Genomic DNA, 21,259 nt, shown 5'->3' with positions numbered 1-21,259 from the left:
CTGAATTGGTATTGACTGAATGCAAAAAATCGCATAATCAAATAAGGAATTCAAATAAATCTGGTTTGTCATTTAAATACTCTCCAAAGAAGTTGCGATTTTTCATACGCGCGATAAGTGGGTTTAAGCTGGCTGAATCTTTAATTTCTATACCAACCACGGCCGGACCGTCTTCTCGTGAGGTTTTTTTCTTATATTCAAAAAAGGTTATATCGTCGTCTGGCCCCAAGATTTCATTTAAAAATTCACGTAAGGCTCCTGCACGCTGTGGGAACCGAATTATGAAATAATGCTTTAATCCTCTGTAAAGCAAAGCGCGCTCTTTAATTTCGGCAGTTCTGGTAATATCGTTGTTACTTCCACTAACGATACACACCACATTTTTACCTTTAATCTCATCTGCAAACTGATCGAGCACTGCCAAAGTTAGCGCTCCTGCTGGTTCAACAACAATTGCATCTTTATTATATAAATCTAAAATAGTCTGGCACACTTTACCTTCTGGAACCGTTACCATCTGATGTAAATATTCTTTGCAAATTGCAAAATTGCGATCACCTACACGTTGTACGGCTGCACCATCAACAAACTTTTCGATTAAAGAAAGAGTTGTATTTTCTCTGTTAAATATAGAAGTACTCATAGACGGTGCTCCCTCAGGCTCTACCCCTATGACTTTAGTATTTGGAGACAACAGATGAAAAACAGTGCTCAACCCTGAAGCTAAACCACCACCACCTACCGGTACAAAAACATAATCAATCTCTTCAGATGCTTGTTCTATAATTTCTAATCCTACAGTAGCCTGACCTTCTATTATTTTTTCGTCATCAAAAGGATGTACAAATATTTTACCCAACGCGTCGCAATCAATTTTTGCAGCTTTGTATGCATCATCAAAGGTGTCACCGGTTAATACAATAGTCGCATAATCTCCCCCAAACATTTTAACCTGTTCTGTTTTCTGATTTGGTGTAGGCGCAGGCATAAAAATAGTGCCGTTAATCTTAAGCTTGGCACACGCATAAGCAACCCCTTGAGCGTGATTACCTGCGCTGGCACAAACAATACCTTTATCCCTATCTTCCTGAGATAACGAACTAATTTTATTAAATGCTCCTCTAATCTTATAGGATCGTACCTGCTGTAAATCTTCTCTCTTTAAGAGAATATTTGCATCTAAACTACGCGAGTAGCTTAGACTAGGTAATAAAGGAGTTAAGGCCGCAACCCCTCTCAAGGTATCTGCAGCCTTTCTAACATTTTCTAAATCTGGAAAATATGTGGTTTTTAAGTCGCTCAAAATTGGAACTATTTTGATTGACTAAACGTATTCACAGCCGATTATGATCGTAAATACGTTTAGTTTAAACAGTGAATTTTAAAATTATTAAGCTGTAACTGCTTCTTGTGAAGCAACAGTCTTAATATCTTTCATTGCAGTCATAGATTCTCTCAACCACCCTCCTACAGCTTCTACCTCGTGTGAGCGTATAGCGTCATTAACTGCTATTAATGCTTTATTATCTACACCATTATCGGTTGCGTAAGCTTTTCCGATTACGTTAGTATCTATGTTTTTCATAAAATCTGTCAACATAGGCTTACACGCATGATCAAATAAATAGCAACCGTATTCTGCAGTATCAGAGATCACACGGTTCATCTCAAATAATTTTTTACGAGCAATCGTATTTGCAATTAAAGGTGTTTCATGTAATGACTCATAATAAGCAGACTCTTCAATAATACCTGCTTCAGTCATTGTTTCAAAAGCAAGTTCAACACCGGCTTTAACCATTGCAATCATCAATACCCCGTGATCAAAGTATTCCTGCTCACTAATTTCCTGACTACCTGCTGGAGTTTTTTCAAAAGCGGTTTCTCCAGTTTCTGCTCTCCATTTATGAAGATTTACATCATCATTAGCCCAGTCTTCCATCATTGTTTTTGAGAAATGACCAGAGATGATATCATCCATATGTTTATGAAATAATGGACGTGTTATTTCTTTGATTTCTTCAGCTAATTCAAAGGCTTTAATCTTTGAAGGATTGTTAAGACGATCCATCATATTGGTAATACCACCATGCTTAAGCGCTTCCGTAATTGTCTCCCAACCGTACTGAATCAGTTTTGAAGCATAACCTTTATCTATTCCTTTTTCAATCATTTTATCAAAACAGAGAATAGAACCTGTTTGAAGCATACCACATAAAATAGTTTGTTCACCCATTAAATCACTTTTAACCTCAGCAACAAAAGAAGATTCTAAAACACCTGCTCTGTTTCCACCGGTTGCAACCGCGTATGCTTTTGCCTGATCTAAACCGTGACCCTGCGGATCATTTTCGGGATGCACTGCAATTAATGTAGGCACTCCAAAACCACGCTTATATTCTTCTCGTACTTCAGATCCCGGGCACTTAGGTGCACACATAATTACCGTAAGATCTTTACGTATTTGCATCCCTTCTTCTACGATATTAAAACCGTGACTGTAAGCTAAAGTTGCCCCCTCTTTCATCAATGGCATAATTGCATTTACTACCGAAGTATGCTGCTTATCTGGTGTAAGATTACAAACCAGATCTGCAGTAGGAATTAACTCTTCGTAAGTACCTACATTAAAACCATTTTCAACAGCATTTTTATACGAAGCTCTTTTTTCTTTAATAGCACTTTCACGAAGTGTGTAAGAAATATCTAGACCACTGTCACGCATGTTTAAACCTTGATTTAAACCCTGTGCACCGCAGCCTACGATTACTACTTTCTTATCGCGTAAGGCTTCTATTCCGTTAGAAAACTCATCAGACTCCATAAATCGGCATTTTGCCAGCTGAGCTAACTGATCTCTTAGGGATAGTGTATTAAAGTAATTTGACATTTTGATATGTTTTATTGATTATGATTAGTTGTTTTATTCTGCAAATTCTGCGAGCATCGTAGAAATTTTCATTTCATCTTTTGTAACAGCAATACGACCTGATCGTACAAATTGCATAATACCAAAAGCACTAAGTTCTCTGTAAAGCAATTCTATTTCTGAGCGACGTCCCGCTTTCTCAAGCACAAAAAATTCTTTGTTTACCGTAACAATCTGCGCGTTGCTTTCTTTGATAATATTCTGAATCTGGCGTTCTTCAAACAACAGATCAGATTTGATTTTAAATAAGCACGTTTCTAAGAAAATAGTCTGTTCATCGGTATGATAAAAAGCTTTAATAACCTCAACTTGTTTTTCTAACTGCCCGATGATTTTTTTGATTTGTTCTTCAGTTACATTAATAACAATTACAAATCTTGATACTCCTTCAATCTCAGACATCGAAGTATTTAAGCTCTCGATGTTTATTTTTCTACGCTGAAATATTGCCGAAATACGATTTAATAAACCGATGTTATTTTCGGTATAAATAGATACGGTGAATGTTTTTATTTCGCTCATAATTATTCTAATCTAATGTCTGAAACTGATGCTCCTGATGGAATCATTGGGAACACATTATCTTCTTTTTCTACTTTTACCTCTAAAAAGTAAGGGCCGTCTGAAGCTAGCATCGTTTCTATAGCACCTGCTAAATCTTCGCGCTTTGTTACTTTCTGGGCGTCTATGAAGTAGCCTTTTGCAATAGCTACAAAATCTGGATTTACCATTTCTGTAGAAGCGTAACGACGATCAAAAAACAGTTGTTGCCACTGGCGCACCATTCCTAAAAAGTCATTATTTAATACTACAATTTTTACAGGAACCTTAGTTTGAAAAATGGTACCTAATTCCTGAATTGTCATTTGGTATCCACCATCACCTATAATTGCCACAACAGGGCGATCTGGAGCTCCCATTTTTGCACCTATAGCCGCAGGAAGAGCGAAGCCCATAGTCCCTAAACCACCAGATGTAATATTACTTTTTGATTTATTGAATTTTGCATAACGGCAAGCTATCATCTGGTGCTGCCCTACATCAGATACAATTACCGCATCTCCTTTAGTTACTGTATTGATACCTTCTAAGACCTCACCCATAGTAAGGCCTTCTTTGGTAGGATGTATATCGTCGTTTATGATTTTATCATATTCGGTTTTATACATATCCTTAAATTGCTGATGCCACTCTGTATGTGACTTTTCTTCGAGTAATGGAAGTAGTGCTGCGAGGCTTTCTTTACTATTCCCTAAAACCGCAACATCTGCAGTAACGTTTTTATTTACTTCGGCAGGATCTATTTCAAAGTGAATCACCTTAGCCTGCTTTGCATAGGTTTTTAAATCTCCGGTAACGCGATCATCAAATCGCATCCCTATAGCTATTAGAACATCACATTCATTTGTAAGCATATTAGGAGCGTAATTACCGTGCATCCCAACCATACCTACATTTAACGGGTGGTCTGTAGGTATTGCAGAAACTCCTAGAATTGTCCAGGCAGCAGGTATTCCTGATTTTTCTACAACAGCCTTAAACTCTTCTTCAGCTTTACCTAAAATAACACCCTGACCCCAAACGATCAACGGTTTTTTTGCTGCGTTGATTATTTTTGCTGCTGCCGCTACATCGTCTGGAATTAATTTAGGAACTGGCTTGTAACTACGTATAGCCGTACACTTTTTATATTTAAAATCAAACTCTTCAAACTGAGCATCTTTTGTAATATCTATCAATACAGGACCTGGACGACCACTGCGTGCGATGTAAAAGGCTTTCGCCATTACTTCAGGTATTTCAGAAGCTTTAGTCACCTGGCAATTCCATTTTGTTACCGGTGTAGAGATCCCAATAATATCTGTTTCCTGAAATGCATCACTCCCTAATAAATTAGATGCTACCTGACCGGTAATACATACCATAGGCGTAGAATCTATCTGTGCATCTGCAATACCGGTAATCAGGTTTGTAGCTCCGGGACCTGAAGTTGCAATAGCAACTCCCACTCTCCCACTCACACGTGCATACCCTTGAGCAGCATGAGTTGCTCCTTGCTCGTGACGGGTAAGTATGTGGTTTATCTGATCTTGATACTTATACAACTCATCATATACCGGCATAATGGCCCCACCAGGATAGCCGTATAAGGTATCGACCCCTTCTGCAAGTAAACATCTTATGATTGCCTCCTTACCTGTGATACGCTCTGTTGCTTGCGAATCTGTGGCCTGTAATTTAATAGTTTGTGTTTCCATAAGCCTACTGCTACATTTCGTCTGTCACACATCCTTCAGATGCAGAAGACACTGTTTTTGCATATTTATAAAGTACCCCACGCTCAAATTTAAGTTTTGGAGCTGTCCATTTTTCTTTTCGTTTAGCCAGTTCCTCATCAGAAACATTGACTGAAATGGTATTTTCTTCTGCGTTAATAGTTATGATATCTCCATTTTCAATTAAAGCTATATTACCACCCGTTTGTGCTTCAGGAGTAATGTGTCCCACCACAAAACCGTGTGTGCCTCCAGAAAAACGGCCATCTGTAATTAAGGCAACCTCTTTACCAAGGCCTGCTCCCATAATTGCTGCCGTAGGTTTTAACATCTCTGGCATTCCGGGTCCGCCTTGTGGGCCTTCATACCTAATAACAACTACATCTCCTTTTTTAACCTCACCTTTACCTATACCGTCATTTGCTGCGTACTCCCCGTCAAATACACGAGCTGTACCGCTAAAGTGTAATCCCTCTTTACCTGTAATTTTAGCAACACTACCTTCTGTAGCTATATTACCGTAGAGAATACGTATGTGGCCGGTTTCTTTAATAGGGTTTTCTTTAGTATGAATCACATCTTGACCTTCATCAAGATCAGGAACCTCCGCAAGATTTTCGGCAAGTGTTTTACCAGTTACAGTAAGACATTCACCGTGCAGCATACCTTCAGCAAGCATATATTTTAAAACTCCGGGAACACCACCTACATTATGAAGATCTTCCATAAGGTATTTTCCGCTAGGCTTTAAATCTGCTAAAAATGGTGTAGTATCGCTTATTCTCTGAAAATCTGCCAACTTGAATTCTAGCTGTGCAGCTTTCGCTATTGCTAAAAAGTGAAGAACCGCATTAGTAGAACCGCCTAAAACAGTTACTAATCGTACTGCATTTTCTAATGATTTTGCAGTCACAATATCACTGGGTTTAATATCTTTTTCGATAAGGTTGCGCAATGCAGAACCCAGACGTTTACATTCTTCTTCTTTATTACTACTTACTGCAGGGTTTGAGGAGTTATAAGGTAACGACATTCCTAATGCTTCAATTGCAGAAGCCATTGTGTTTGCAGTATACATACCACCACAGGCGCCAGCACCGGGACAGGCTTTATTAATTACACTCTTAAATTCTGCCTCATCAATAGTTCCTGAAACTTTAGATCCCCAGGCTTCAAAAGCCGAAACAACATCTAGCTTTTTACCATTATGACAACCCGGAGCAATTGTACCACCATATACTAAAATAGAAGGCCTGTCTAATCGCAATTGTGCCATTAAAGCACCCGGCATATTTTTATCACAACCTACTACGGTTACCAGTGCATCATAACTCATCGCCTGCACAACAGTCTCCATAGAATCTGCAATTATATCACGCGATGGCAGTGAAAAACGCATTCCTGGAGTTCCCATAGAAATACCATCACTTACACCTATTGTATTAAATATAAGACCTACAAGGTCATTAGCATCTACACCCTCTTTTACATAAGTTGCTAGATCATTAAGATGCATATTACACGGGTTACCTTGATATCCCGTACTTGCAATGCCCACCATAGGTTTTTTAAAATCTTCATCTGTAAGACCTATTGCGTGCAACATCGCTTGAGCTGCCGGCTGAGTTGGGTCTTGAGTAACTGCTTTACTGTATTTGTTTAATTCCATTTTTTTAAATCTGTACCGAAATTAATTAATCCTGTTCTCAACTATTTTGCAACAAAAAAGCTTTGAATATATCAGACGTTCACAAAAACTTGTTAAAGCTCTGAAAAACAATATTTTAACCTTATAATACTACTATGTTCAACTCCTAAAATCTATTTGATTTTTGTTGAATAATGCTGATTTTGAGTTTGTTAAATATTTACATTAGTGATTTATATCCAAAAAAAAACCTTCCAAAATACGGAAGGTCTAGTATATAATACACCGTCCCGCATTAAGGGTTCTTAATGACGATAGAATGTATACGAATTATTTGCTTTCTCATTACAGACCAAAAGTATTGAATTTTAAACCTAACAGTTAACCTACGGCGACTAAATGAACACTAAGGTCTCATTTTTAGAAATACTGAATTTTAGGAAGGGTTTAAGGCTTTTAAGTTATGAGAAGAACAGTGCTTTTGTATTTTTATTGAAAATTATTAAACGCATTTAGGGATGAATTATAGAAAATTAGGCAAAACAGGATTTAAAGTTTCAGAAATCGCACTTGGTACATGGCAGGTAGGTGGCAAATGGGGTTCGGGATTTGATAATTCTAATGCAGATACCATTTTAAATACAGCTATAGATGAAGGCATCAATTTTATTGACACCGCAGATGTTTATGAAAATGGTTTGAGTGAAGCTGCAGTAGGACGTGTTGTAAAATCCCGATCTGAAAAAGTATATGTTGCCACAAAATGTGGTAGACAAATAAATCCGCATATTGACGCAGGCTATTCTATAAAAGCATTGAGGGGTTTTGTTGAAGGTAGTTTAAAAAACACAGGGTTAGAACGCTTAGACCTTATACAACTACACTGCCCACCTACTGACACCTATTACAGACCTGAGATTTTTGGTCTTTTTGAAGATCTTAAAAAAGAAGGTAAAATTGCAAATCTAGGTGTGAGTGTTGAGAAAGTTGAAGAAGGCCTAAAAGCAATGCAATACGATAATGTGACTACAGTACAAATCATTTTTAATCTGTTTAGACAACGTCCTGCTGAGCTATTTTTTAGCGAGGCAGAAAAGAATGATATTGGAGTAATTGTACGCGTTCCGTTAGCAAGCGGTTTGTTAACCGGAAAATTTGATACAAACAGCTCTTTTGATGAAGAAGATCACCGAAATTTTAACCGTAATGGGGAAGCCTTTGATAAAGGAGAAACTTTTTCTGGCGTTAATTTTGAAAAGGGGCTTCATGCAGTAAGCGAGTTAAAAAGCGTATTTCCTGATTCTGAGAACCTGGCTCCTATTGCATTGCAATGGATATTAAATCACCCTACTGTAAGTACCGTAATCCCAGGCGCTTCTAAAACTGAGCATTTACAATCTAATCTTTCAATTTATAATCGTGAAAAGTTAAGTTCAGACCAAATCAAAAAAATGAATGCGATTTATAAAGAATACATCAAACCAGATGTACATCAGCGGTGGTAAATGGAAGTTGAATGTTAATCGTGGAATCGTTGAAAACTAATATTTTTCTTCTTTCTCCTTACTTTACTTTTATCAGAAACTAGTTTGTATTTCTAATTTAGTATTTCCTATTTTTTACTCCAGGATTTTTCCGTATTTGGTTAAATCTGGAGTAAAACCTAATGAAGAATAAAGTTTTCTGGCCTTTTTATTATCATCAAAAACATTCAAAGTTAGTAAGCTATAGCCACAGTCTTTTGTCCATTCTTCAGCTTTACTCATTAGCAGTTTTCCTATGCCGCGACCTCGAGCATTTGGTGAAACGATAATGTCTGCAATATGACCGTGTGGCTCTCTGTGATAATAATCGGTTCCTATTTCTAAAAATATAAATCCCAGTTGCTGCTTATTTTCTTCATCTTCCGCAATAAAAATGGCATTATCCTTATTTCCGTCCAGAATTTCAGCTTTAATAATACGTTGATCAATATCAAGCATCACATTAGGATCACGCCAATGTGGTAACTCAGGATCTGTAAGGCTGGGAAGTAATTCCAGAATAAAGTTAGTATCTCTTTTTTCTACGCGTTTAATGTTTACTGAAGGCATATTTGAAAATAAATATTAATGATTACACATTTTTAATAGCATACCCCATTATAAAAACTGTAAAAAATATTTTAACTCCCAGTCTTCTTTCCTATAGTTTATACATTAAAGACTAGGAGCTAATTTTAGGTATGTTCTAAATTATAACAAACTATTCTTAATAATTAAGAATCTAAAATTTATTAAAATACACCGTTTTTTTATTTACAAACTCTTGTATTCCGTCTATAGAAAGTTCGCGGCCATAGCCCGAAATCTTAGTTCCTCCAAAAGGCAATCGCGGATCGCTTTTTACAAGATCATTTACAAAAACGGCACCGTCATCAAATTGCGGAACCAGTCGTTTTGCTCGGGCTTTATCTTCTGTAAAGATGGAAACTCCCAGACCAAAAATTGATTGATTTACTAAATCAACAGCTTCTTCTTCAGTTTTAAAAGTGGTAATACCTATTACAGGACCAAAGGTTTCTTCTTTAAACAACGTCATATCTGAAGTTACGTCACCCACAATTGTAGGTTCAAAATAGGCCTTATTACGTTTCCCTCCCAGCAATAATTTTCCTCCTGCTTTAAGTGTTTTATTCAGCTGTTCTTCTAATTCTTCGGCAAGATCCTCACGCGCCATTACACCTATATAGGTATCTTCATTAATAGGATCGCCGCTTTTTAAGTTTTTGACTGCTGCCACAAACTTTTTAGTAAACTCCTCTACAATATCTTCGTGAACAATTAAACGTTTACCGGCGATACAACTCTGTCCTGTATTTTGAAAACGAGCTGTAACTGTTTTTTTAAGCGTTTCTTCAAGATTACAATCTTCAAATAAAACCAGCGCATTACTACCGCCTAATTCTAAAACCGATTTTTTAATCTCACTCCCTGCGGTAGAAGCAACAGCCTTTCCGGCGGGTGTGCTTCCTGTTAGTGTCACCGCTTTAACTTTAGGATTCTTAATTACATCTTCTATTTTTGAGCTGCTTAACGGTAAATGCGTAAAGCAATTTTTAGGAAAACCTGCACGCTCAAAAACCTTCTGTATATTGTCTGCACTACGCATCACATTACTCGCGTGTTTCAAAATGCCAATATTACCCGCCATTAATGCTGGTGCCGCGAAGCGAAACACTTGCCAAAACGGATAATTCCACGGCATAACAGCAAGTACAACGCCTATAGGCTCGTAGCTCACATAGCTTTCTTCTGCGTCTGTTTCTATACTCTTAGGTGCTAATTGATCTGCTGCATTTTCTGCATAAAAGTCACAAACCCATGCACATTTTTCGATTTCGGAAATTGCCTGAGTAATGGGTTTTCCCATCTCTAAGGTCATTGTCTCTGCATATTCCTGCTTATTATTCCTGAGCTCTGCAGCCGCCGCTTTCATCAACTTACTGCGTTCTGCATATGATGTTTTCCGCCAGGATAAGAATCTATCGTGCGCTTGATCTATAGCACTTTTAGTTTCTTCGATTGTTAATTCTTTAGTTTCGAATACAACTTTTTGGTTGTATGGATTTATAGATTGAATCATCAGAATATGTTTAGTTTTTTCGAATTATTTTATAAAGTTAGAAAGCGTTATACAAAGCCCTTGGCCGATTAAGAGCACTTTAACGTAAGAAGGTTGGGAATGCAAATTTGAGAAGCTGCAGAATATAAATTGATCCTAAAATAAAGAGCTTTTTTATAAAATAGATTCTAAGTGTTTATAAGTCGTTCACAACTCTTTTGGCTTCATTCTTGAAGCCTATTTATTATAATTAATTTTAGAAAACTTCTTATTATGAAAACTCGAGATACGCAACTCATAGACGTAAGACCAGAAATACCTTCGGCTAAAATAAATGATCAAATGAGTGCCGAAGAGCATTTTCAAAATGCGACACTCAGACCAGTTGCAAAACTTCAAAATGATTTATTAGTTGAAGCGTTTAGGAATTATATCGCTAAGCACAAGAATGTGTATTACAATCTAACGGTAGAAAAACGCCTGGCTTATATTGAAAATGCAATACAGAAGGATATTAAATTTAGAAACAGTCTTAAAGGGATGCTTATAGGTCAATTTACACTTGAGGAGTACCGAACTTATATTAAAAACTCTTCGGCATTAAATAAGCGTATGATGAATTTGGTGCGTGAACGTATACAGAGCAATATTCAATTGCTTGAAAAGGAAATGGCAGTTTAGTGTTTTTTTGGTATACTTAAAATAGAAATATATAGAGATAGCTCTTCAATATTTATTACTAAAAAAATCCCTCTAGAACAATATCCAGAGGGATTTTTAATATTATAAACTACTTATAGCTGCTGCAGCTACGTTTTATACATTAAATAAGAAGTGCATCACATCGCCATCTTTAACGATATAATTTTTTCCTTCTACACCCATTTTACCGGCTTCTTTCACTTTAGCTTCGCTACCAAATTTTACAAAATCTTCGTAGCCTATAACCTCAGCACGTATAAATCCTTTTTCAAAATCAGTATGAATTACTCCTGCAGCCTGTGGCGCAGTAGAACCTATATTAATTGTCCATGCTCGTACTTCTTTTACACCTGCAGTAAAGTAGGTTTGTTGCTTTAACAATTTATAAGCCGCACGTATTAGTTTTGCAGAACCCGGTTCATCAAGACCTATATCCTGTAAAAACATCTGGCGCTCTTCATAATCATCAAGTTCTGTTATATCTGCTTCAGTACCTACTGCAAGTACCAGAACTTCTGCCTTTTCATCTTTAACCGCTTCGCGTACTTGCTCTACGTATGCATTACCATCAACGGCAGAACCTTCATCTACATTACATACATACATAACAGGTTTGTCTGTAATAAATTGTAATGGCTTTACATATTCCGCGTAATCTTCATCAGAAAACTCGATAGCACGTATAGAAATACCCTGCTCTAACGAGCTTTTTATTTTAAGTAAAACAGTTTCTTCTTTTTGAGCATCTTTATTACCCGTACGAGAAGCTTTTTTTACTTTCTCAAGCTTCTTATCCACCGTCTCAAGATCTTTAAGCTGTAACTCAATATCTATAGTTTCTTTATCTCTAACCGGGTTTACGCTGTTGTCAACGTGCACAATATTATCATTATCAAAACATCTCAATACATGCAAAATCGCATCGGTCTCTCTAATGTTTCCTAAAAACTGATTTCCTAAACCTTCTCCTTTACTTGCACCTTTAACTAATCCTGCAATATCTACAATATCTACAGTAGCAGGCACTACACGTTCTGGATTAACCAATTCTTCAAGCTTTAAAAGTCTTGGATCTGGTACATTAACCACACCTACATTAGGCTCGATGGTACAAAAAGGAAAGTTTGCACTTTGCGCCTTAGCATTTGACAAACAATTAAAAAGAGTTGATTTACCCACATTTGGCAATCCTACGATACCTGCTTTCATTACTATAATTTTTGGAGGCGCAAATATAGGAAGCTTCTATAGATTTTAAGACTATAGACACAAACAATAATTAGCAGATGTTTGAGACAACAATCTTGTCGTTACTTTTATAGGTAAACACAGCGGTTTTGCCCAATATTAGATCTTCACTTGATAATTTACCTTTTAAATAATTCTCAATATAAAGCCCTCATTTTGAGATATTAAAAATTTTAATACTTCTTATTTATTAATCAAATAAAATGTTAATTCATTATATTTAATTCAACCTAAAATGGCATTCCTTTGAATACTTTTGAATAATCAACTCTTAAACAATCTAATATGAAATTAAAAATTACATTATTTTTTAGTGTGTTTTGCAGCATCGTCTGGGCTCAAAATACCGTTACGGGTACCATAACAGACGCTGAAGGCACATTACTCCCCGGTGTAAATATTGTACAAAAGGGAACTATAAAAGGTGCTACTTCAGACTTTGACGGAAAATACACTATTGATGTAAGTGACGATGCAACCCTAATATTCTCGTATATAGGATTTGAACAGCAAGAAATCGCTGTAAACGGAAAAACGCAAATAGACGTTACGATGGCGAGCGGTGTGCAACTTAGCGAAGTGCAAATTGTAGGTTCGCGTAGCCCCAAACGTACTTCTACAGATACTCCTGTTGCTATTGATATTATAGACGTGGCTGAAGTGAGCACTCAAAGTGGACAACTTGAGGTAAACCAATTATTACAGTACGCAGCACCTTCTTTTAATGCTAATAAACAATCTGGTTCTGATGGGGCAGATCACATTGATCCCGCTTCATTGCGTGGTTTAGGACCAGACCAGACGTTAGTTTTAATTAATGGCAAACGCCGCCACCAATCTTCTTTGATAAATATATTTGGAACGCGCGGACGAGGAAATACGGGTACAGATTTAAATGCAATTCCCGTAACATCAATTAAGCGTATCGAAGTTTTAAGAGACGGTGCTTCGGCGCAATATGGCTCTGATGCGATAGCAGGTGTGATTAATATTGTTTTAAAAGATAAGACAGATTCTGTTGAGGGTTCTGTGAGCTATGGATTTTATAATACAGATGCCCAAGGAGATTTTGGCACAGATCCTTATGGGTTATGGAATACTGATGGATATCGCTTAGATACAGAGCGCGATGGTAATGCTATAGGAAAAGATAAATCCTTTGATGGCGGTTCTGTAAAAGTAGGTGTTAACTATGGTGTGGCACTTGGCGACAATGGCGGTTACGCAAACTTTACGACCGAGTACATTAATAAAAATAAGACGCTTCGTCCCGGTTTTGAATTTAGAAAAGGTTTTGGAGAAGCTGCGATTGAAGGGTTAAACCTTTTTGCAAATGTTGCATATCCGGTTTCTGATAAAACTGAAATTTATGCTTTTGGTGGTCGTAATTACCGCGATACAGATGCTTTTGCATTTACACGAAATGATGGAGCCCGCGTGGTAACCTCAATCTTTCCTAATGGTTTTACACCGCGTATTACTTCTATTATTACAGATAACTCAGTTTCAGTAGGTGTACGTACAAAATCTGATTCTGGTTGGAATATGGATTTAAGCAATACCTACGGAAAAAACTTCTTTCATTACTACATTAAAGGTACTCTCAATGCGAGTCTAGAAGATCTTTCTCCAACAGATTTTGACGCCGGTGGTCACAGTTTAGATCAGAATACTATAAATCTCGATTTTTCCAAATATTATGATGATATCCTTTCGGGGATGAACATCGCTTTTGGTGCAGAATATCGTACTGAAAACTTTATAATTTTTGCTGGTGAAGAGGGGTCTTACGGCACCTACGATACTACCGGAAGATTAATAATAGATCCTGCCACACAAACACAGCCTATAGATGCTGCTTCTGGCGACCCAAGACCGGGAGGTTCTCAGGGATTTCCGGGATACAGCCCTGCCAATGAGGTAGACCGCAGCAGATCTAACGTCTCTTTATATGCAGATACTGAATTTGATCTAACGGAAAGCCTACTTTTAAGTGCTGCAGCTCGTTTTGAAAATTACAGCGACTTTGGAAGCACCATTAATGGGAAACTGGCTTCTCGTTTAAAAATAAGTGATAATTTAAATTTGCGTGGTTCTGTGAGTACTGGCTTTAGAGCTCCATCTTTAGCACAGATTTACTACAATCTGCGTTTTACAAACTTTGTAGGCGGTGACGCTTTAGAATCTGTACTATCCCCTAACAATAGTCCCGTGACTGCATCTTTTGGTATAGGTCCTCTCAAAGAAGAAACAGCGTTAAATGCTGCTTTAGGTTTTACTGCTAATATAGGTGCATTCTCAGCTACGATAGACGGGTATTACATTAGTGTAAAAGATCGTATTGTGCTTACCGGTAATTTTGATGCTACAGCTATTCCCGGTGTTGAAGCTGCACAGTTTTTTGCAAACGGAGCGGATACCCGCACAAAAGGTTTGGACGTAGTTTTAAGTTACAAAAAGCGTATTAATGAAAATGTGTTTAGTGCCACCTTTACTGGCAACTTTAACGATATGGAAATCACAGACGTTAAAAATGGAGCATTAGATGAGCAAACTTTCTTTGGAGAACGCGATAAAGCCTTTTTATTAGCTTCTGCTCCAGACAGCAAAATGAGTTTAAATTTAAACTATGAGCGCAACTGGTTTAGCACTGGACTTTCATTTACCCGCTTTAGCGAAATAAGCTTGTTAGATTTTCAGGTTTTTGAAACACCTGCAGATTTAGGATATGCAGATAATGATGCTTTATTAGCAGGTGCTACAGATTACTACAGCCCTAAGGTAATTACAGATCTTGTTTTTGGTTTTGATCTTTCAGACCATTTAAGACTACAGGTAGGTAGTACAAACCTGTTTAACGTATATCCAGATCAGCAAGATGACTGGACTGAAGCCGGGGGTTACTGGGATTCGGTACAAATGGGCTTTAGCGGTGCATATTACTATAGCCGCTTAACCTTCAATTTTTGATTTAGAAAATAAAGTGCATAAAAAAGCCCGGCAAGTTGCCGGGCTTTTTCTTTATATAAAATATTTAATGCTATTTATGGTGCATAAAAGCTTGCTTCGCCAATAAAGTTTCTTCAGACTCTACGTGGTTATCATCAGGCACACAACAGTCTACAGGGCATACAGCAGCGCACTGTGGCTCCTCGTGAAAGCCCATACATTCTGTACATTTATCTGGTGCGATGTAATAAACCTCATCACTTATAGGCTCCTGAGTTTCATCTGCATCTACTTCTTTCCCGTCAGGTAAAACAACTTTACCTTCAAGGTCTGTCCCGTCTGCATAGCGCCAGTCATCAGCACCTTCATAAATTGCGGTATTAGGACATTCTGGCTCACAAGCCCCGCAGTTAATACATTCATCAGTTATTATAATTGCCATAGTATAATCGTTTTCTTATCCGTAATTTTGCCCTAAAGTGGACTTTTGATAATTAAATTCTGCTAAAACTAAATTAAAGTTTAACGTTAATACCCATTTGATATGGTGTATTACTTTTTAATATCAACGTACAAAATTAAGGTCTGCCCTTAACTCTACCAAACCATTTATGGATTTAAACCAAAGAATTACTGCATTCTCAAAGCTGGGTCTTTTTTTAAATGATTTTTTGTCGAACACTACAAAAAGTGAATTGGCATTAGCTGATACTCAAAGTTTACAACTTCAGTTTGCAGAAGTGCTTAAAACCGCTACGCGTGAAAATGCCTGGTTTACCCCAGAACATCTGCAAATGGCACTTAGCAGCTGGTCAGAAACACTCACTGAAACTTCTCTAAAAAACTGGACTAGTACCTATACTTTTGATACCAATTTAGAGTCAAAACGTGTAGCCGTTATTATGGCAGGCAATCTTCCCCTAGTAGGATTTCACGATTTTCTAAGCGTTCTTATTAGTGGACATTCGGTACTGGCAAAATTATCATCAGACGATAAATTAATACTTCCATTTTTAGCTAAGGTACTTACAGCGATAGAACCGCTTTTTGAAAATAGAATAGAATTCACTGAAGGTAAACTAACTACTTTTGATGCGGTTGTTGCTACAGGCAGCAACAATACTGCGCGGTATTTTGAATATTACTTCAAAACTAAGCCCCACATCATACGTAAAAACCGAAATGCGGTAGCAGTTTTAACAGGTAATGAATCTAAAGAAGAACTTGAGTTACTGGGTGACGACATCTTTAGATATTTTGGAATGGGTTGCCGCAGTGTCTCAAAACTTTTTGTTCCGAAGGATTATAATTTTGACTCTTTCTATAAGGCTATGTTTAATTATAAAGACTTGCTAAACCACCATAAATACGCTAATAATTACGACTATAATAAAGCGGTTTATTTAATGAGTTTGTTTCCTATACTTGATAATGGATTTTTAGTTTTAAAAGAAGATGAAAGCTTCTCCTCACCTATTTCAGTTGTTTTTTATGAGCGCTATGAGAGTCTAGACAAATTGAAAGAGTATTTAGATAAACATGAAGACCAGATTCAATGCATTGTAGCTTCCGGTTTTCATCAAAAAGAAGTTGACTTTGGGCAGGCTCAAAAGCCGAAACTTAGCGATTATGCTGATGGTGTAGATACCATTGCATTTTTACTAAAAATATAAAGGTTTGCATCCTATAAATTATCAATAATTTAAGGTCTTTTGTCAAGCTTTTAGGCATCTTTGCATTGCTTTTTAAAATAATAATCCCGCATTGAGAATCAAGGTTGATTCTTATGTATTGTATTTTAAAATCCGTAATTTTTCGACTTCTAAAAATAAAGATTAAGCAGATCAAATATTCAATCCATGAAAAAACATAATTTCAGTGCCGGACCAAGTATTCTTCCACAAGAAGTGCTTAAACAGGCCTCTGACGCCGTATTAGATTTCAATAATTCAGGTTTATCCCTTTTAGAAATTTCTCACCGTAGTAAAGACTTCGTTGACGTGATGGAAGAAGCTCGTGAGCTTGCACTACAACTCTTAGGTCTTGAAGGTAAGGGTTATAAAGCCTTATTTCTTCAGGGAGGTGCAAGTATGCAATTTGTTATGGCAGCATACAACTTACTAGAAAATAAAGCAGGGTACTTAAATACAGGTACCTGGAGTGATAAAGCAATTAAAGAAGCCAAGATTTTTGGAGATGTTGTTGAAGTAGCTAGTTCTAAGGATAAAAATTTCAACTATATACCTAAGGACTACTCGATTCCTTCCGGTTTAGATTATCTACACGTTACTACAAACAATACCATTTTTGGTACACAACTTAAAAACATACCTGCATTAGACATTCCGCTAGTAGCAGATATGAGTAGTGATATTTTTTCTAGACAATTAGATTTTACCAAGTTTGATCTTATTTACGCCGGCGCTCAAAAAAATATGGGCCCAGCAGGTACAACTCTTGTAGTGGTACGTGAAGACATTTTAGGTAAAGTAACACGTCAGGTACCAGCTATGCTAGATTATACTCAACATATTTCTAAAGGAAGTATGTACAACACACCACCTGTATTTGCCGTTTACACCTCTTTACTAACATTAAGATGGTTAAAAAATAATGGCGGAATTAAGGGTGCCGAAGAAAATAACGATAAAAAAGCTACTCTTATTTATTCTGAAATAGATTTAAATCCTCTATTTACAGGTTTTGCAGCTGTAGAAGATCGCTCTATTATGAATGCTACATTTAACCTTACAGAAGACAATCTTAAGGAAACTTTTGATACGATGCTTAAAGAAGCTGGTATTAGTGGTGTAAATGGACACCGTAGCGTAGGTGGTTACCGTGCGTCTATGTACAATGCGTTATCACTTAAGAGCGTAGGAACGCTAGTTGATGTTATGAGTGAATTAGAGCGTAAAGCTTAATCACTGCTAACTAAACTGCGGTATAAAAATATGAAACTATATTAAAATGGGGTTAACCTCCTATTATTAACACTCGCATAGCGGGTAAATTCAAATATAAAAGATGAAAGTTTTAGCAAACGATGGCATATCACAATCTGGAGTAGACGCTCTAAAAGCTGCCGGTTTTGAGATCATCACCACCAAAGTTGCTCAAGAGCAATTAGAAAACTATATCAACGAAAATCAAATAGATGCACTACTTGTACGTAGTGCTACTAAAGTGCGCAAAGAACTTATAGATGCCTGTCCTAGCCTTAAATTAATAGGACGTGGTGGTGTAGGTATGGATAATATTGATGTTCAATATGCAAAAGATAAAGGTCTAAGCGTAATCAATACTCCGGCTTCTTCATCTGCTTCTGTAGCAGAATTAGTTTTTGCCCATTTATACGGTGGTGTACGTTTCTTATATGACGCTAACCGCAATATGCCGTTAGAAGGAGAATCAAAATTTGGTGATCTTAAAAAAGCATATGCTAAAGGTGTTGAATTAAGAGGAAAAACCTTAGGTGTTATTGGTTTTGGTCGTATTGGTCAGGCTACCGCGAAGGTTGCTTTAGGAGCCGGTATGAAAGTTATTTATTCTGATCCTTATATGGAGAAAGCCGAAGTTAAACTTGACTTTTTTGATGGGCAGGAGGTTACTTTTAAGTTTGAAAGTAAATCTAAAGAAGACGTTCTTAAAGAAGCAGATTTCATCACATTACATGTACCTGCTCAAAAAGAATATGTTATAGGTAAAGCTGAATTAGAGATGATGAAAGATGGGGCTGCGCTTATTAATGCTGCACGTGGTGGAGTTATAGACGAGATCGCTTTAATAGATGCTTTAGACTCTGGTAAATTAGCATTTGCAGGATTAGATGTTTTTGAAAGTGAGCCTAAACCGGAAATTAGAATTCTTATGCATCCTAAAATTACTTTGTCTCCGCACATAGGTGCTGCTACAAATGAAGCTCAGGATCGTATAGGTACTGAACTTGCAGAACAGATAGATAGTATTCTAAACAAATAAATTAGAATTTTTGTAGATTAAAGCCGAAAGAGATTTCGGCTTTTTTTATGCGCAACAATCCTTAATAAAGTGTTAAAAACTATAAAAACTTCTTATCTTTAAGGTCTAACATAATAATTAAAAGAAAATGGCAGGTTTATTAGACTTATTAAATAGTGACTTAGGAAAACAACTAATTAGCGGTGCAAGCGCACAGACCGGCGCTTCAGAAAGCAAAACTGCAGATGTATTGGGTATGGCCCTACCCGTATTGCTAGGTGCAATGAAAAAAAATGCTCAGACACCAGAAGGTGCTTCGGGGCTACTTGGCGCTATAAGCAACAAACACGATGGCAGCATTTTAGACAACCTAGGAAGTCTCTTAGGTGGAGGTAGTGTAGATGAAGGTGTTATGAGCGACGGTGCAGGTATTCTAGGTCATGTTTTAGGTGGTAAACAACCAGTTGTAGAAAATACGCTTAGTCAAAAATCAGGACTTGACGCGGGTACGGTAGCTCAAATTTTAAAAATAGCAGCTCCTATTCTTTTAGGTGTTATAGGTAAAGAAACTAAACAAAATAATGTAAATGATTCTAGCGCACTTTCCGGAATCTTAGGAAGTATGTTAGGAGGCCAGCCTAAAGGAAATCAAAGTCTTATCGAAAGCTTAATAGATGCAGACGGTGACGGCAGCGTTTTAGATGATGTTGCCGGTATGGTTTTAGGATCTAATAAAAAAGGTGGGCTTGGCGGAATGCTAGGTGGTCTTTTTGGAAAATAGTTTTCATTGCTTAAGTGATTAGTAAGCCGCTTTTTAAGCGGCTTTTATTTTGCATTAAATTTGGCAGGAGTTTTGTAGCTTTAAAAGAAAAAGTATGAAACCATTTATTTACTTCTTTGTCGCCCTGGGTCTTATTTACGGTTGTGCCAATACTCAAATCAATAAAAAATTGACAGGGAATAATGCTATGACCACTGCAAATGATACCGTACGTATCGCAAATGACAGCCTGGAATATGAGATCCTCATTATTGAACCCGGATTCAATACCTTTTTAGTTTCTATTGCACGACCAGAGGGCTATTACACACAAAATTACTTAGAAAACAAAAACAGGTTTTTAGTGACAGAGTATAATCAAAGAGTTAATCAACCCTTTACTTTTGATCCTAATCTATACCCACAGCAAATTAATTATGACAACAATGTAGATTATGGTTATGAGGTAAACTATAAACTCTACAATTACTTTGTATTTTTTAGTAGGCAATACAATCAGCGATTTAGCGTGCCTACTCGAATTTAAATAGTTGCCGTTTTTTTTAATACGGAATACTATATTTGCGCCGTGAAAAAATTTAAAGACAACTGGGAGATTACCCAAAATTGGCAGTTATTTTACCCTCTATTTGGAATTTTATTATCCTTAGGGTCAGGTTTTTTAATAGCCTATAGATTTAAAAATTTCTTTGAACATGGAAGTGTAACTCAACTTCTATTTCTAGGCATTGCTACACTCCTACTTGCGTATCTCTTTGTTAAAATTAGTTTGTTTTGTTTTGCAAAACTGAAAAATCGCTGGGTTTTAGAGTACCGCTGGCAATTTATTGCGGTATTTATAGTATTTGCAATTACTGGCTCAACTGCGGGTAGAATATCAAGTCCTGTTATGCAAATGATAGGTTTAGATTATGAGACTACATCAGGATGGTTATATTGGCCATTGCGTATCGTGCTTATATTTCCGCTTTATCAACTATTGCTTTTAGTTGTAGCCTGGATTTTTGGTCAGTATAAATTTTTCTATCAGTTTGAAAAGAAAATGCTTTCCCGTATGGGCCTTGGGTTTCTGTTTACTAAGTAGCAGGAAATCCTAGAATAAAATTCAAAAAAAACCTTCAGAACTATCTTTAAACAGCGCTGAAGGTTTTTTATAGCTTCTA

18 protein-coding genes are annotated in these 21,259 nt (G+C 36.9%); 9 read left to right on the top strand and 9 right to left on the bottom strand.

Annotated features, from left to right (window positions below):
* Positions 1–37: 37 nt before the first annotated feature.
* The 5 genes from ilvA to ilvD form a co-directional block, all read right to left on the bottom strand.
* Positions 38–1,303, bottom strand: coding sequence for a threonine ammonia-lyase IlvA (ilvA, locus tag ACIGAM_RS04410; RefSeq protein WP_396510250.1), 1,266 nt, complete (start codon positions 1,301–1,303; stop codon positions 38–40).
* 87 nt (positions 1,304–1,390) lie between these two features.
* Positions 1,391–2,890 carry a ketol-acid reductoisomerase gene (gene ilvC / locus ACIGAM_RS04405; protein ID WP_396510249.1) on the bottom strand — a complete coding sequence of 500 codons (1,500 nt, stop codon included), beginning with the start codon at positions 2,888–2,890 and terminating at the stop codon, positions 1,391–1,393.
* A 33-nt stretch (positions 2,891–2,923) separates the two neighbouring features.
* Complete coding sequence (ilvN, locus tag ACIGAM_RS04400; protein WP_028375764.1) at positions 2,924–3,451, bottom strand: acetolactate synthase small subunit; 528 nt, start codon at positions 3,449–3,451, stop codon at positions 2,924–2,926.
* 2 nt (positions 3,452–3,453) lie between these two features.
* Complete coding sequence (gene ilvB / locus ACIGAM_RS04395) at positions 3,454–5,187, bottom strand: biosynthetic-type acetolactate synthase large subunit (protein ID WP_396510248.1); 1,734 nt, start codon at positions 5,185–5,187, stop codon at positions 3,454–3,456.
* A gap of 10 nt (positions 5,188–5,197) precedes the next feature.
* On the bottom strand, positions 5,198–6,874 hold the full coding sequence (ilvD, locus tag ACIGAM_RS04390; protein ID WP_396510247.1) for a dihydroxy-acid dehydratase: 1,677 nt from the start codon (positions 6,872–6,874) through the stop codon (positions 5,198–5,200).
* Positions 6,875–7,371: 497 nt separating this feature from the next.
* On the opposite strand from ilvD, the gene ACIGAM_RS04385 reads away from it, so the two are divergent.
* Positions 7,372–8,358, top strand: a complete 987-nt coding sequence (locus ACIGAM_RS04385; RefSeq protein ID WP_396510246.1) for an aldo/keto reductase — start codon at positions 7,372–7,374, stop codon at positions 8,356–8,358.
* Between the two features lie 114 nt (positions 8,359–8,472).
* Here ACIGAM_RS04385 and ACIGAM_RS04380 read toward each other — a convergent pair whose 3' ends face one another.
* Together ACIGAM_RS04380 and ACIGAM_RS04375 are read right to left on the bottom strand one after the other, a co-directional pair.
* Positions 8,473–8,946: a GNAT family N-acetyltransferase gene (locus ACIGAM_RS04380; protein ID WP_396510245.1), complete on the bottom strand. Its 474-nt coding sequence runs from the start codon at positions 8,944–8,946 to the stop codon at positions 8,473–8,475.
* 172 nt (positions 8,947–9,118) lie between these two features.
* Positions 9,119–10,477, bottom strand: coding sequence for an NAD-dependent succinate-semialdehyde dehydrogenase (locus ACIGAM_RS04375; RefSeq protein ID WP_396510244.1), 1,359 nt, complete (start codon positions 10,475–10,477; stop codon positions 9,119–9,121).
* 252 nt (positions 10,478–10,729) lie between these two features.
* On the opposite strand from ACIGAM_RS04375, the gene ACIGAM_RS04370 reads away from it, so the two are divergent.
* Positions 10,730–11,137, top strand: coding sequence for a glyoxalase (locus ACIGAM_RS04370; RefSeq protein WP_396510243.1), 408 nt, complete (start codon positions 10,730–10,732; stop codon positions 11,135–11,137).
* Between the two features lie 135 nt (positions 11,138–11,272).
* On the opposite strand, the gene ychF is transcribed toward ACIGAM_RS04370, so the two are convergent.
* Positions 11,273–12,367 (bottom strand): redox-regulated ATPase YchF, encoded by a 1,095-nt coding sequence (gene ychF, locus ACIGAM_RS04365; protein WP_396510242.1) that lies wholly within the window; start codon positions 12,365–12,367, stop codon positions 11,273–11,275.
* Between the two features lie 324 nt (positions 12,368–12,691).
* Between ychF and ACIGAM_RS04360 the strand changes: the two genes are divergently transcribed.
* A complete protein-coding gene (locus tag ACIGAM_RS04360) occupies positions 12,692–15,376 on the top strand; it encodes a TonB-dependent receptor domain-containing protein (protein ID WP_396510241.1) in 2,685 nt (894 codons plus the stop codon).
* 70 nt (positions 15,377–15,446) lie between these two features.
* Here the strand turns inward: ACIGAM_RS04360 and ACIGAM_RS04355 are convergent, their stop codons facing one another.
* Entirely contained in the window at positions 15,447–15,797 is a 351-nt protein-coding gene (locus ACIGAM_RS04355; protein WP_028375773.1) for a 4Fe-4S dicluster domain-containing protein, read from the bottom strand.
* Between the two features lie 169 nt (positions 15,798–15,966).
* Between ACIGAM_RS04355 and ACIGAM_RS04350 the strand changes: the two genes are divergently transcribed.
* The 6 genes from ACIGAM_RS04350 (at position 15,967) to ACIGAM_RS04325 (ending at position 21,180) form a co-directional block, all read left to right on the top strand.
* The gene (locus tag ACIGAM_RS04350) at positions 15,967–17,028 is read left to right on the top strand and encodes an acyl-CoA reductase (RefSeq protein WP_396510240.1); all 1,062 of its coding nucleotides are present in this window, start codon (positions 15,967–15,969) and stop codon (positions 17,026–17,028) included.
* A 186-nt stretch (positions 17,029–17,214) separates the two neighbouring features.
* Positions 17,215–18,279, top strand: coding sequence for a 3-phosphoserine/phosphohydroxythreonine transaminase (gene serC / locus ACIGAM_RS04345; protein ID WP_396510239.1), 1,065 nt, complete (start codon positions 17,215–17,217; stop codon positions 18,277–18,279).
* A 103-nt stretch (positions 18,280–18,382) separates the two neighbouring features.
* Positions 18,383–19,336 carry a D-2-hydroxyacid dehydrogenase gene (locus tag ACIGAM_RS04340; RefSeq protein ID WP_396510238.1) on the top strand — a complete coding sequence of 318 codons (954 nt, stop codon included), beginning with the start codon at positions 18,383–18,385 and terminating at the stop codon, positions 19,334–19,336.
* A 127-nt stretch (positions 19,337–19,463) separates the two neighbouring features.
* On the top strand, positions 19,464–20,096 hold the full coding sequence (locus ACIGAM_RS04335; RefSeq protein WP_396510237.1) for a DUF937 domain-containing protein: 633 nt from the start codon (positions 19,464–19,466) through the stop codon (positions 20,094–20,096).
* Between the two features lie 94 nt (positions 20,097–20,190).
* Entirely contained in the window at positions 20,191–20,622 is a 432-nt protein-coding gene (locus tag ACIGAM_RS04330; protein WP_396510236.1) for a DUF6146 family protein, read from the top strand.
* Between the two features lie 42 nt (positions 20,623–20,664).
* Positions 20,665–21,180, top strand: coding sequence for a DUF6787 family protein (locus ACIGAM_RS04325; protein ID WP_396510235.1), 516 nt, complete (start codon positions 20,665–20,667; stop codon positions 21,178–21,180).
* The last annotated feature ends 79 nt before the right edge of the window (positions 21,181–21,259 follow it).

It is taken from the genome of Leeuwenhoekiella sp. NPDC079379 (genome assembly GCF_044542075.1).
Taxonomy (GTDB): domain Bacteria; phylum Bacteroidota; class Bacteroidia; order Flavobacteriales; family Flavobacteriaceae; genus Leeuwenhoekiella.
Note: the sequence above shows the minus strand (reverse complement) of the source record. Positions and strands in the feature narration are given on the sequence as shown.